A 13089-nucleotide genomic window follows, 5' to 3' on the forward strand; every position below is an offset into this window, starting at 1 on the left:
TAACTAGAATCGAGGGCATAATGTGCGGAATGTTTCAAAAAAATGGTTAATAGGAGGAATAGGACTTGCTCTTCTTCTATTCACAGTATTTCAGTTTTTTGGGAAAACAGAAGATACAAAAGAAACTCAGCCTATAAGAATTGTTGCTCTTGGCGATTCATTAACGTATGGTGTAGGAGATCCGTCAAAAACTGGATATATTGGAGTAGTACGAAAAAATATTCAACAACAAACGGGAAGAAATGTCATTCTAAATAATTTTGGTATTAGTGGTCAAAGATCGGACCAGCTTTTACGGCAATTGGATAACGGAGTTGTTATCAAATCACTGAAACAAGCTGATTATGTATTTGTCTTTATCGGTACGAACGATTTTAGACATGCTGCAGGATGGAACTTCCGTCAGCTTCCACAGCAGCCGCTTATGCTAGGAAAAGAAAAGTTAAGGAACAATCTAACCAAGACATTAAACATAGTCAGGGAAAATAACTCCTTTGCCGAACTATATGTATTAGGTTTGTATAATCCATATTTTGGGAAAGAGTACGATCCAGCAGCATCAGAAAGCATTCGTACTTGGAATGATGTGATTTTAGAAGTAAGTAAAGAAAGCACATTAACTAAATATGTTTCTACCTTTGAGCTGTACGAAAATATAGAAAAAGATATGTACTTTGCAGATACTCTGCATCCTAACAGAAGAGGATATTACAAGATGGGAAACTGGGTATATAGTCAATGGAAGCCATAAAAAGGGGGTGTCAAAAGTTGTATTGACACCCTCTTTACTTATTTTTTGAATTGAGTATCTAGTTTACCGTTCATATCAATTAAGAATCCAATTTCTCTGCCTAATAATTCACCAAGTTCTTTAGCTTTTTTTTCACTCTCGTTCTTTATTTGTTCGATCGTTAATTCCCCTTTTAGTTTCGAAGCACCGACAATGATGCTTAATTCTCCCTTTTCATAAAATACAATTTTCATTATTAATACCTCCCTGAAGTATAGAACCTTCTAAATAATTCGCTGTTTTCTTCATGCTTGTGGGGTAAGTGCGTGAATATGGCAAAACATACATAAAGAATCTCGATAATGGAATAAATATACACGTCAGAAATCTTGACAATTTTTTATGTATATTGATAAGATTAGAGTATATTAATATGATTCGCTGAATTCTATTGTTCTATTCTGAATAACAGAAGCGGGGGAACCACAACTTTGGCATTAAGCCTCGGGATGAATTTGTGAAAGCAAAAGGGATAACTCTCAATTCCCTAATCCGACAGCTAACCTCGTAAGCGTTCTTGGAGAGAGAGCTTTATACATGGTCTAAGTCTATGTCTATGTGTTGCGCTATTACACTCACGGAAAAATTCTCTCTTTTTTCGTGGGTTTTTATATGCAAACAAAAAATTTAGGCATGTATTAGGACACACTCCTCATACTATAGTAACAATAGTAAGAATTTTCTAAAAAAGGGGGATGCGTTTTATGAAATTGTCAACGAAAATTTTGATTGCTCTGGCACTAGGGGTAGTTGCAGGACTTATATTAAATTTAGCTATGCCAGATGCATTTACAACACTGGATAAGTATGTGTTAAAACCAGTGGGGACATTGTTCTTAAACTTAATTAAAATGCTTGTAGTGCCAATTGTGTTCTTCTCGATCGTACTTGGTACAGCCGGACTGGGTGATCCTAAAAAATTAGGACGTATTGGTGCGAAAACAATCGGTTTCTTCTTAGCCACTACTACTATCGCCATTGTTATTGCTATGTCTTTAGCACTTATTTTTAAACCAGGCGTGGGTGACTTTGAAACCGAAGGAGCTAAATTTGAAGCAACAGAGGCTCCTGCTGTAACCGATACATTATTAGGAATTATTCCTACAAATCCTGTTTCAGCAATGGCAGATGGAAACATGCTTCAAATCATTGCATTTTCAGTCTTTGTTGGATTCGCCTTAACGATGTTAGGAAGCAAGACAAAAGGAATGTTGAGCTTAATTGAACAAGGTAATGAAATTATGATGTACCTTGTAAATCTTGTTATGAAGTTTGCTCCATATGGTGCATTCGCATTGATTGCTTCAGCTATTGGGAGTCAAGGAACTGAAGCCATTAAAGCGATGGGGCTTTATATGTCAATCGTCATACTAGCACTAGCTATTCACTCTGTAGTGACATATGGTGGTTCCGTTGCGTTACTAGCTAAAAAGAACCCTATTTGGTTCTTTAAAGGCTTCTCACCAGCAATGTCGGTAGCATTCAGTACTTCTAGTTCTAACGCAACACTTCCAATTTCAATGAAAACGGCTCAAGAAAACCTTGGCGTGCGTAAATCGGTAAGTGGATTTGTTCAGCCGCTTGGTGCTACCATCAACATGGATGGAACAGCTATTATGCAAGGGGTTGCGACGATTTTCATTGCTCAAGTGTATGATATTAACTTAAGTATTGGCGCTATGATCACTGTTATCTTAACAGCGGTATTAGCAAGTATTGGTACAGCGGGTGTTCCTGGAGTTGGACTGATCATGTTAGCCATGGTATTAAACTCTGTTGGATTACCTGTAGAAGGTATTGCCTTAATCCTAGGTGTTGACCGTATTCTTGATATGTTAAGAACGGCTGTTAACATTACTGGAGATGCTGCTTGTGCAGTAATCGTTGATAAAGGTGAAGATAAACATATTGGTACTAGAGAGCAAGAAGCTAGTGCATAAGAGATAAATCAAAGAAGCCGCAGAAATGTTCTGCGGCTTTTTGTATGTTTATATTCTCAGTTTTACAAAAAATGAGTAAATAAATGTAAGCAGAGTTAAAACTTCGTGTTAAAATAAGAAGATACATAATGATGTCTCGGAGTGATTTCTTTGGAAAAATGGCTAGAAATATTACTGCTTGCAGGTAAAATAATCTGGGTTCAAATTCAGACGGTCGTTTTACCGGTACTTGAATTGTTTGAAAGAGGAATGAATTCGTTTTGGTTTGTTTTTGCATTAACTGTGTTTAGCGGATATCTATTGCTCGGTGCTTTAAATAAGGGGATTGCTTTTTATCAGGCACATAACTTCATTCATCGCAAAATGAGTATAGAGCCTTCTCGAGATATAGAATTTACTCTTTTTTTGCAAACTCTTTGGCAATCTGAACGTTCAAAGGGGTTAATAGCGAATGCAAAATCAGCTAAAAGCCGTTATTTACAGTTTAATTCACAGGAACGTCTTTTCATTCAAAATTATTTGCAGCATCGCTTAAAATTTTTACGAAACAATCAGTCTTTATTTTTACTAGGAGCTCTTTTTGTTGGTTTGATTTCCAGCATATTTTCAGGTGTATTACCGTTAAATGAAGTAAGCTTTACAGCAGAAAGTACTGTGAAAACTACACTGTTTTTAGTCGTTTGGCTTTTGATCATGCAAACTAAGTACATGGCTATTAAAAAGCAGACATTTTACCATCTTGTCTGGATGCAGGAAACAAACAGAACTCTACCGATGGATCTCATACATGAAAATGCTACAGTATCCTTGGAGAATGAAAGCAACCCTTCGTATTAACGAGATACGTAAGGGTTGTTTTTTATCCAAAAACGATAAGGATAGTGCACAGCCTCTTCTGCATAATTAATGTTTATACGAGGTCCTACAGAAATCTCATCATCCGAAATAACGATTCCATCCTGTAACAATATCGAACTGCTGTTCATCTTTTGACCACTATGCTTAAGCGAAAATCCCATACTTTTAGAAAGTTTGCCGGGACCATTTGTTAACATGATCTCTTTTTTCAACGCGCCTCTTCTTTCTTTCATTCGCTCTATTCCTTGTACAGGTTCAATGGCCCTAATTAAAATAGCTTCAGGTTTATTGATAGGGCCTGATACGATGTTAAAACAAGTGTGCATTCCATAAATAAAATATGTATAGATCGTTCCAGCTTCTTGAAACATAACCTCCGTTCTTGCTGTTCTTCGATTACCAAAAGAATGTGCAGCCCTGTCTTCAGGACCTAAATAGGCCTCAGTTTCAACGATGTATCCTGAGGTGGTACCGTCTTTACTCTCATGAATAAGTTCCTTGCCTAATAGTGTTCTAGCAAGTATTAATGTTGGCAAATTCCAAAGCTCCATTATTTTCTCCTAACATGTATGACATTAGTGGTTTCTAGAAAATAATAATACAGGTTTGTAGTTTTATGTTACCTTTTGTCGGAGTTTCACAAACGTAAAATAAAGGAAATAAGAAAGTTAACAAGAAGTTTTTAAGAAGAAAATAAATAGGAGGCGTTTAATGTGGATGGTTGGGTTAATGAAACTGGGATTTACGAGAATCTCTCCAAACGACGCTGGGAGTACTGGGAAGTAAGCCAACATGGTATTAAAACGATGGTTTCCTGGCTTTGCTGGAATGCGCCTAATGCTGTTTATGAACAATGGAGTAAATCTGTCTTACATTAAACGAGTGCATATAATGAGTTCCTTTCCTTTGGAAGGAGCTTTTTATTTTTACTTTTTATGCTTGAATCTTCTTTCATATGGTTAAAATGGTAACAAAAAGGAGAAAAAGACCAAGATGAATCATAATAAAGGACAGTTACGCAGAGCTGTTGAAGGAAGAAAACAACGTTTAATTCAGCATCTTATCCATAATGGATTATATGGTTATGAGGATCATAGACACTTGACTGAGTTTACATTATCGGAATTAGAAAGTGAATGGAAGAATGCGCAAATGATCAAACATGAAGATCATATTAGTTAATGAATGTGCAAATATTTAAAAATTAATTACAACTCGTCGTCTAGTTTGGTATAATATCCCTATGGGTAGGGAGTTAGTTTCATTTTTCCGACAAAATAACTAAAGATACGCCATAAATCGTTTGATAAAGGCAAACTCTCTGAAAAGTGAGGACGCAAAGCTATAGGGGCTTCATTCATGCAATATGCCAGCCAGCTACCTTACGAATCATTATCCTTCGATTTATGAAACAAACGAGGAGGGTATATATGGAAAATTACGTATTGTTTTTATCCTGGTCAGTCATTCGTTCTTATTTAGTAATCATTATTTGTTTTGGCCTCTTTCTATATTATGCAACGGTGATGATGGGGAAAGATAATCGTTTCATAGATTATTTTGCAAATGTCCTTATTATTATTGGTGCTATAGCTTGGGTTGTTATTACGAGTTAGCGAGTGAATTTTAAATTTCCAAATTTTTAATAAGGAATCTACTAGAAAGCCCACGGTATAATGTAGACATACATGAGAGGGGGCTTTCAAATGAAAATAAATAACCTCTCTGACGAAGAAAAAGAATTGCTTATCGAGGCACTTTTAAGTCAGGGATATGCATACGAGGTTGTAGATTCAGAATTATCGGATCTAGAATACGAGTTAAAACCAGGTTATGAGTCAAAAATGAGAAAATTGAACGTATTATTAAAAAAATTACATAGTTAAAAAATAAAGCAAAAGGCCCGGAATTGGGGGTCTTTTGCTTTTTGTTTATTTAAGTATCTAACAAACCTTTTCTTCTGGCTTCCATTCGCCATTCTGCTTCTTTTACTAATCTTTTAGGCAGTTTCCCTCTATTTTTTAAAAAAGACCAATAGGTTAAATATTGAGATGGTCTTGAAACAGGGGAAACATTCCTAGCATATTCCCACCATGAGATTTCATTTGCTTCTAGACGTATAAGAAAAAGATCGTCACCTTTTACCATAAAGCTCACTCCTGTCTTGCCCTTCATTACCAATAGTATGGACCGATTTAAATAAAATAACCGAAAAAATCATGGCAAGTTAGTTTATGCAAGAAGTGGTATTCTGTTTAGGACAAAAAGTAATTTTTTAGATAGGCAGGATTTAAGTTATGCAGCTTGAATCTTTAACATACATAAAAGGAAGAACGTGCTATGAAAGTGGAGGTGGTCCTGTGGAGCAGGTACTCATGTTTTCATCACTTCTGGCTCCTTTAGTTACAGCGATTATGGAGCTTTTAAAACGTACATTCCCGATTTCAAAGAAATATATCCCAATAAGCAGTTTTTTTGTTGGATTATTGATTGGTTTTATTGCTTCTCCGTTTACGGAGATGAATGCTGAATTGAGGTTATGGTCTGGAGGCATAGCAGGCTTAGCGGCAACTGGGCTGTATGAAATCGGTAAAAAAGGTAAAAAATCAAAAAGAGCGTGTTAATTCTTTTCCAAGAATATCATTAATCCTTTGATGTTTTATGAAGAAGGGGTTTAGAATTTGGATTTGAGTGAATAGATTATAGTAAGAAAACAAATGTCAGGTGGTGAATCACGTGAAAGCGTTTGTAGCACTTTGTTTTACTGTAATGCTATCATTTTTATTAGTTCCAAATCTTTCAGAAAAAATTCAAGAGACGTCAGCAACGACGGATAACATGGTAAATCAACCTGTTACTGCTGAAGAACGCCAAAATACAAAACAAAAGATTCCGCAGTTCAATGAAAACATCGCTAAAGAAAAGGCAAAGCTTTTCATGGACGCGCTTAAGCAAGAAATAGATGCTAACTATAAGGTGATTAAATATTCCACAAAAGAGGAATTGATTTCTCATTTAAAAAACTATGTTTCAGAAGATATTGCCGTGTATTACACAGATGGACTATTTGAGGAGAGGGAAAGTTCACTTTATATTATTCCAACTGAACTTCCTCCTTGGTTAGAAGAGGAACAACCTGTTGATGTAAAACAACTCTCAGATACTTCTTATAGAGTGTATCAAAAGAACACGTCTGATCTATATGGAACGTATGAAATTACATTAGGTTATGAATATATCGAAGAGGAATGGATCATTACATTTGCTTCTGTGGACTAAACATGGGGACACCCATGTTTTTTCACGATTAAACAAATTGGACTTTAAATCTTGTGAACTTTACAATAGAGGAAATAGTCGAGATGGAGTAGTGCGATGGATATTATTACATTTAAAGATTTTTATAACAACACCGTACAATTGTCGTTTGCTGACCACCCATTTTCGGAATCCCCCAAACATGTGTGGTGTATTTGTAAATTTAAAGATCAGTGGCTTCTAACGGAACACCCTAGACGGGGGATAGAATTTCCTGGAGGAAAAGTAGAGCCAGGAGAGACTGCCGATGAAGCAGCAGTTCGTGAGGTGTTTGAGGAAACTGGCGGGAATGTATCTGACCTTAAATATATTGGTCAGTATTATGTGGATGGTAAAGGCGGAAAAATCATAAAAAATATTTATGTAGTGATTGTTGATAAAATATTATTAAAGCATCGCTACTTTGAAACGAATGGTCCTGTTTTGATGACTGAACTTCCAGAAGACGTGTCAACGAACAAGACGTTTAGTTTCATGATGAAAGACCAGGTCTTGCGGGAAAGCATGAAATATGCCATCCAGCACTCTCTGGTCTAATAGAGGGTTACATATGGTGTTTAATCAGTTTACTCTCTAAGTATTCTACTCCTTGATACATAATGGTGGCCATAACAGCAATAATTAAGAGGCTCATTAATACAAGTGTAAAATTGAATACTTGGAATCCATAAATAATCATATAGCCAAGCCCTTGTTTAGAAACCAAAAACTCGCCTACAATGACACCTACCCACGACAGTCCCACATTAACTTTTAACGAAGAGATGATGCTGGGGAAACAGGCTGGGAGGATCACCTCTTTGAAGCACTGTTTTTTACTTCCTCCAAATGAACGGACTACCTTTATATAGTTGTCATCAACATTTTGAAATGCTGTGTATACGACAAGCGTTGTAATAATAATCGAGATGAGGATACCCATTGCAATTATAGAACCGAAATTAGGTCCTATCGCAACAATTAAGATTGGGCCAAGGGCAACTTTAGGCATTGCATTAAGTACGACGAGGTAAGGATCCAATACTTTTGATAAAAAAGGAGACCACCATAGCAATGCAGCTAATAAGGTGCCAAAAAGTGTTCCAAGAATAAATCCAAGAATGGTTTCTCCGAGAGTAATAACAACATGAATATAAAGAGAACCATCACTTATTTTTTCTAGAAAAAGCTGCGAAATTTTAGAAGGTGAACTAAAGAGTAACGGATTGATCCAGCCATACTGTGAAGAAATTTCCCATAATAAGAAGAAACTTAGAAAAATGAGCAACTGGACAATCCGGATGTTTCGTTTTTCTTTTTTAATCGCTAAAAGAAATTCTAGATGCTTCTTATTCGTGATCATTTTGTTCAATGTGCTCCAACTCCTCCCATATTTTCTGAAAGGTGGAAGAAAAATCAGGATGCTGTCTGGCTTCAAAGGGGAGAAGATTTCTTATGCTTTCTGGAATTTTAAACGTTCGAAAAATGCGGCCAGGATTACTCGATAACAAAATGACATGATCACTCATCGCAATGGCTTCACCGATATCATGGGTAACAAGAATAGCCGTTTTGCCATGTTCCTTCAACGTAGAAGATACCAAATCTTCCAGTTTTAATTTGGTTTGATAATCGAGTGCAGAAAAGGGTTCATCAAGTAAAAGCATCTTAGGCTGTGTGGCTAATGTACGAACAAGTGCCACTCTTTGCCTCATCCCGCCAGATAGCTCAGACGGATACTTTCCTATTGTATGCTCAAGTCCTATTTCTTTTAAAAGCTGGAATGCCGTTTGAACATGTTGATGAGAAAGTTGATTTCTAAGTTTTAGACCAAGCGTGATATTGTCATGAATCGTTTTCCAAGGAAACAAATAGTCTTGCTGCAGCATATAACCGATCTTTGGGTGAGGATGATTGACCTGTTGATTGTTAACCATCACCGTTCCCGAAGTTGGAATCAAAAGACCCGCAATGATAGATAAAAGAGTTGATTTACCACATCCGCTCGGTCCTAGAATGGAAACAAACTCCCCTTCATTTACGGAAAGCGTAATATCTTCCAAGGCCGTTGTGGCTGATGTTTTTGAAAAGTACGTTTGACCGACTGATTTAAGTTGTAATAAGGCCACGACGATCCCTCCTTATGCTACTTTATCGCTTGCTTTGCTAACGTTGTATCGACGAGCACTTTATAATCCACTTTTTTCGGCAATTCTCCAGCCTCATCCATAATCGTTTGTAAATTGTTCCACTCTTCTTCATCTAAAATAGGATTCAATGCATAACTATGTTGGCTTTTATACCGCTCTACAACTGTTTCAATCAACTCAACAGGGGTATCCTCAAAATAAGGTGCAATCACTTTTGCAGTTTCAGCTGCTGAGTGGTTTTCTACCCATAGCTGAGCTTTATATAAGCCCTTTGTGAATTTTTCTAATGTATCCTTATTTTCTTTTATATAGCTTTCTTTTGACATAAACGTAGTGTAAGGAATTTTACCTGATTCAGCTCCAAATGAAGCAACAATATGACCGATTCCTTCTTGTTCAAAGAGACTTGCTTGCGGTTCAAACAACTGAACATAATCACCAGTTCCGGATGCAAAGGCGTTGGCGATATTTGCAAAATCAATATTTTGAATCATCGTTAGATCATTCTTAGGATCGATGCCATGTTTTTTTAGGCCAAATTCACCAGCCATCTGAGGCATCCCCCCTTTACGCTGACCAAGGAAAGTACTTCCTTTTAATTGTTCCCATGAAAAGAAATCGGGTTTTTTCCGCGCCACTAAAAACGTTCCATCTGTCTGGGTAAGTTGAGCAAAGTTAATTACAGGGTCTGTCGTTTCTTGAGCATGAACGTAGATCGTCGTCTCAGAACCTACAAGAGCGACATCAGCACCGTCTGAAAGGAGTGCAGTCATTGTTTTGTCGCCGCCCCATGTGGTCGTTAATTCTACCTTCAGGCCTTCTTCTTCAAAAAATCCTTTTTCAATAGCTACATATTGGGGCGCATAAAAGATGGAGCGAGTAACCTCTGCAATACGAATGGTTTCTTGTTTGGAACTAGAGCTGTTACACGCGATGAGCAACGTTGAAAAAGCAAGGAGACAAGCAAACAGCACTGTTAATTTTCTTTTTAAATGGTTCATTTTAATCCTCCTGCAAAATAGGGATGAAGTCATGACTTTTATGTAATAATGTATGTGATTGATGTAAATGTGTGTTTGCCTATTAAATGATGAGGAGGGACGGCAGTGATAAGAGCAAAAATGATAGAGTGGCAGCGATTTCCATCACCTCATCCTACAATAAGGTTGTATGTTGTTACTTATTTAAATGATGGATTGAGAATAAAAGGACTAGCGGCTCTCCCAGAGGGGGAAGGTCCATTCCCAGGGTTCCTTTACCTTAGGGGCGGTATAAAGTCTGTAGGAATGGTAAGAATCGCACGAATTATTCAATTTGCCTCTCAAGGATTTGCTGTGTTTGCTCCCTATTACAGAGGAAACCAAGGAGGAGAGGGTAACGAAGATTTTGCTGGAAAGGACCGAACAGATGCCTTTGCCGCTTTTGAGGTATTAAAACAGTTTCCGAAAGTGAATAAAGACGAGATTCATGTATTCGGTTTCTCTCGAGGAGGTCCGATGGCATTATTTACTGCGATCCAATACCCTGAGATTCGGTCGGTCGTTACGTGGGGTGGTGTAACGAATATGGCTGTTACGTATGAGGAAAGAGAAGATTTGCGGAGAATGATGAAGAGAGTTATCGGTGGCACACCAGATAAATATCCAGAAGAATATGAATGGAGATCCCCTTTATTTTATTGCAGTGAGTTAAATGTTCCGCTTTTATGTATACACGGAATGAAAGATGAAAATGTGAGTGTAGGGCATACATTGAAAATCGAGAAAAGATTACAGGAGTTAGAGAAGCCTTGTGAAACATGGGTCTATCCCGAATACACGCATTATTTTCCGCCAAAAGAAAACAGAAAGATTACATATGCACTATGTGAGTGGATGAAAGAACGTGGATAAGGAGCTGATTGACAGCAGCTTCTTTTTTGAGTTTAAAAGATTCACCCAGAACGGAAAACAACTTCATTCAAATACAAAGAAAAAGGACAACTCTATTAATGAGTCATCCTTAAAGCTTTTTATGAAAGTGGTCCAGCCTGCATGATTTCAGGTGAAACTGATTTGAATTTTTCAAAGTTTATTTTGAATTTTGATGCCAGTTCTTTTGCTTTCATATCGTATTGTTCTGGATTTTCCCACGTTTTCTTTGGTTGAAGCACGCTATCGGGTACACCAGGACAATGAGTTGGAATGTGAAGACCGAAAATAGGATCAACAACAGTTTCTACAGAATTAAGCTCACCCTCTAGTGCAGCTTGCACCATAGCACGTGTGAAACTTAAATTCATGCGGCTTCCTATACCGTACTCACCGCCTGACCAGCCAGTGTTTACTAGGAAAACTTGAACATTATGCTGGTCGATCTTTTTACCTAGCATTTCAGCATATACGGTTGCTGGTAATGGCAGGAACGGAGCTCCAAAGCATGTGGAGAAAGTTGCTTGCGGTGAAGTAACTCCTCTTTCTGTTCCAGCAAGCTTACTCGTATATCCTGATAAGAAATGGTACATCGCTTGTTCTTTTGTTAATCTACTGATAGGAGGCAACACGCCAAATGCATCTGCTGTTAAGAAAATAATTGTATTAGGATGACCAGCGACACTAGGTTGAATAACATTAGGAATGGCATCAACAGAGTAAGCAGCACGTGTGTTTTCTGTTAGAGTGGAATCTTTGTAATCTGCCACCCTCGTATCTTCATCAATCATGACGTTTTCTAAAACACTGCCAAAACGAATCGCATTCCAAATCTGAGGCTCTTTTTCCTGTGATAGATCGATTGTTTTTGCATAGCAACCGCCTTCAATATTGAAGACCCCTGTGTTTGCCCAGCCATGCTCGTCGTCTCCGATTAGACGGCGGTTCGGATCAGCGGAGAGTGTTGTCTTGCCAGTTCCAGACAGTCCGAAGAATAGAGCAACATCACCTTCATGGCCAACGTTCGCTGAACAATGCATGGAGAGAATTCCTTTTTCAGGAAGCAAGTAATTCATTACAGAGAATACTGATTTTTTTATCTCTCCTGCATACTCTGTTCCACCGATTAATACAATTCGTTTTTCAAACGAGATGATGATGAATGTTTCTGAGTTTGTGCCATCCTCAGCTGGGTTTGCTTGAAATCCAGGTGCAGAAACAACTGTAAATTGGGACTGGTGTGCTGCTATTTCATCTTGATTTGGACGTACAAACATTTGATGAGCAAATAAGTTATGCCAAGCGTACTCGTTAATCACTTGAATAGGAAGGCGATATTCTCGGTCTGCTCCAGCAAACCCTTTAAATAAGAACAATTCTTCTTTGTTTCCTAAGTATTGAAGTACTTTTTTGTATAATTTATCAAAATTTTCAGGTGAAAAAGGTTTGTTCACTTTTCCCCAGTCGATTGCTTTTTTTACGGAGGTGTCTTCAACGATAAATTTATCCTCAGGGGAACGACCTGTGTATTTCCCCGTAGTGGCTCTTAATGCTCCTGTAGATGTAAGGATGCCTTCTTTACGTGTTAATGATTTTTCCACTAAAACCGGAACAGGCAAGTTCAGGTGAGTCGTTTCACGGGTTACAAGTTCATGTAAGGTTGTCGTAAATTCCAATGTATTCATATCAGACAGTACCATCCTTTATCCTAGAGTGATATATTCGAAAATTAGTATAACACATTAAATTAAATAATGTATACTATTTTATGAAGGTGTATCAAAAAAGTTCTTATTCTAAAAAAATAGGCTATATTTGAGAGTAATTCAACAACACATTGAAAGCGTTTTAATGAAAGGTTATAGATTCCTTTCTTTATATTTACGTTTGCGATGTTTTCTGTTGACATCACTGGTTCATTGCGCTATCATATTTCGAGAACGGCTACTCTTATTCTGAGTAGGTGGAGGGACAGGCCCTATGAAACCCAGCAACCGACATGAAAGTGGATATTCATTATCTACTTAGATGAAAAGGTGCTAACCTGCAAGGTGAATGACCTTGGACAATAAGAGGTGAAGGCATTTTTATTTCAAAACCTTTTCCCTCGATTCATTGCTAACAGGGAAGGGCTTTTTTTATGC

Annotated in this window: 18 protein-coding genes and 3 riboswitches; of the genes, 11 read left to right on the top strand and 7 right to left on the bottom strand. The window is 37.5% G+C overall.

What is annotated here, in order from left to right:
• Positions 1-22 precede the first annotated feature (22 nt).
• Positions 23-751: a GDSL-type esterase/lipase family protein gene (locus KUV80_RS00375; RefSeq protein ID WP_222460718.1), complete on the top strand. Its 729-nt coding sequence runs from the start codon at positions 23-25 to the stop codon at positions 749-751.
• A gap of 38 nt (positions 752-789) precedes the next feature.
• Here KUV80_RS00375 and KUV80_RS00380 read toward each other — a convergent pair whose 3' ends face one another.
• Positions 790-984, bottom strand: coding sequence for a hypothetical protein (locus KUV80_RS00380; protein WP_144698448.1), 195 nt, complete (start codon positions 982-984; stop codon positions 790-792).
• Between the two features lie 175 nt (positions 985-1159).
• Positions 1160-1319: riboswitch (cyclic di-AMP (ydaO/yuaA leader) on the top strand.
• Positions 1320-1494: 175 nt separating this feature from the next.
• Between KUV80_RS00380 and KUV80_RS00385 the strand changes: the two genes are divergently transcribed.
• Positions 1495-2730 carry a dicarboxylate/amino acid:cation symporter gene (locus KUV80_RS00385; RefSeq protein ID WP_222460719.1) on the top strand — a complete coding sequence of 412 codons (1236 nt, stop codon included), beginning with the start codon at positions 1495-1497 and terminating at the stop codon, positions 2728-2730.
• A 150-nt stretch (positions 2731-2880) separates the two neighbouring features.
• Positions 2881-3567, top strand: coding sequence for a hypothetical protein (locus KUV80_RS00390; RefSeq protein WP_222460720.1), 687 nt, complete (start codon positions 2881-2883; stop codon positions 3565-3567).
• Here the strand turns inward: KUV80_RS00390 and KUV80_RS00395 are convergent.
• Positions 3564-4139 (bottom strand): DNA-3-methyladenine glycosylase, encoded by a 576-nt coding sequence (locus KUV80_RS00395; protein WP_222460721.1) that lies wholly within the window; start codon positions 4137-4139, stop codon positions 3564-3566. The genes KUV80_RS00390 and KUV80_RS00395 overlap by 4 nt on opposite strands.
• A 162-nt stretch (positions 4140-4301) precedes the next feature.
• Between KUV80_RS00395 and KUV80_RS00400 the strand changes: the two genes are divergently transcribed.
• From KUV80_RS00400 to abbA, 4 genes are all read left to right on the top strand, one after another.
• Positions 4302-4466, top strand: a complete 165-nt coding sequence (locus KUV80_RS00400) for a hypothetical protein (RefSeq protein ID WP_222460722.1) — start codon at positions 4302-4304, stop codon at positions 4464-4466.
• Between the two features lie 115 nt (positions 4467-4581).
• Complete coding sequence (locus KUV80_RS00405) at positions 4582-4770, top strand: Fur-regulated basic protein FbpA (protein ID WP_222460723.1); 189 nt, start codon at positions 4582-4584, stop codon at positions 4768-4770.
• Positions 4771-4889: 119 nt separating this feature from the next.
• A riboswitch (cyclic di-GMP riboswitch) is annotated at positions 4890-4973 on the top strand.
• 45 nt (positions 4974-5018) lie between these two features.
• Positions 5019-5204 (top strand): DUF2670 domain-containing protein, encoded by a 186-nt coding sequence (locus KUV80_RS00410; RefSeq protein WP_222460724.1) that lies wholly within the window; start codon positions 5019-5021, stop codon positions 5202-5204.
• 90 nt (positions 5205-5294) lie between these two features.
• Positions 5295-5474, top strand: coding sequence for an antirepressor AbbA (gene abbA / locus KUV80_RS00415; RefSeq protein ID WP_222460725.1), 180 nt, complete (start codon positions 5295-5297; stop codon positions 5472-5474).
• A gap of 49 nt (positions 5475-5523) precedes the next feature.
• Here the strand turns inward: abbA and KUV80_RS00420 are convergent, their stop codons facing one another.
• Complete coding sequence (locus tag KUV80_RS00420) at positions 5524-5736, bottom strand: hypothetical protein (protein ID WP_222460726.1); 213 nt, start codon at positions 5734-5736, stop codon at positions 5524-5526.
• 212 nt (positions 5737-5948) lie between these two features.
• On the opposite strand from KUV80_RS00420, the gene KUV80_RS00425 reads away from it, so the two are divergent.
• From KUV80_RS00425 to ytkD, 3 genes are all read left to right on the top strand, one after another.
• Positions 5949-6212 (top strand): holin, encoded by a 264-nt coding sequence (locus KUV80_RS00425; protein ID WP_222460727.1) that lies wholly within the window; start codon positions 5949-5951, stop codon positions 6210-6212.
• 112 nt (positions 6213-6324) lie between these two features.
• Positions 6325-6867, top strand: coding sequence for a hypothetical protein (locus tag KUV80_RS00430; RefSeq protein WP_222460728.1), 543 nt, complete (start codon positions 6325-6327; stop codon positions 6865-6867).
• Positions 6868-6963: 96 nt separating this feature from the next.
• A complete protein-coding gene (gene ytkD, locus KUV80_RS00435; RefSeq protein ID WP_246624991.1) occupies positions 6964-7443 on the top strand; it encodes an RNA deprotection pyrophosphohydrolase in 480 nt (159 codons plus the stop codon).
• Between the two features lie 7 nt (positions 7444-7450).
• Here the strand turns inward: ytkD and KUV80_RS00440 are convergent, their stop codons facing one another.
• Genes KUV80_RS00440 through KUV80_RS00450 form a run of 3 tightly spaced genes read right to left on the bottom strand, consistent with a single transcriptional unit; the run spans position 7451 to position 10036 of the window.
• Complete coding sequence (locus KUV80_RS00440; RefSeq protein WP_222462213.1) at positions 7451-8248, bottom strand: ABC transporter permease; 798 nt, start codon at positions 8246-8248, stop codon at positions 7451-7453.
• Positions 8235-9014, bottom strand: a complete 780-nt coding sequence (locus KUV80_RS00445) for an ABC transporter ATP-binding protein (protein WP_222460729.1) — start codon at positions 9012-9014, stop codon at positions 8235-8237. The genes KUV80_RS00440 and KUV80_RS00445 overlap by 14 nt, the downstream gene beginning before the upstream one ends.
• Before the next feature lie 17 nt (positions 9015-9031).
• Positions 9032-10036, bottom strand: a complete 1005-nt coding sequence (locus KUV80_RS00450; protein WP_222460730.1) for an ABC transporter substrate-binding protein — start codon at positions 10034-10036, stop codon at positions 9032-9034.
• Positions 10037-10156: 120 nt separating this feature from the next.
• Between KUV80_RS00450 and KUV80_RS00455 the strand changes: the two genes are divergently transcribed.
• Complete coding sequence (locus KUV80_RS00455) at positions 10157-10927, top strand: alpha/beta hydrolase family protein (protein ID WP_222462214.1); 771 nt, start codon at positions 10157-10159, stop codon at positions 10925-10927.
• Positions 10928-11046: 119 nt separating this feature from the next.
• Here the strand turns inward: KUV80_RS00455 and pckA are convergent, their stop codons facing one another.
• The gene (gene pckA / locus KUV80_RS00460; RefSeq protein WP_222460731.1) at positions 11047-12630 is read right to left on the bottom strand and encodes a phosphoenolpyruvate carboxykinase (ATP); all 1584 of its coding nucleotides are present in this window, start codon (positions 12628-12630) and stop codon (positions 11047-11049) included.
• A gap of 262 nt (positions 12631-12892) precedes the next feature.
• Positions 12893-13020: riboswitch (SAM riboswitch) on the top strand.
• Positions 13021-13089: the final 69 nt, after the last annotated feature.

Source organism: Fictibacillus nanhaiensis, from assembly GCF_019801215.1.
GTDB classification, from domain to species: Bacteria; Bacillota; Bacilli; order Bacillales; family Fictibacillaceae; genus Fictibacillus; species Fictibacillus nanhaiensis_C.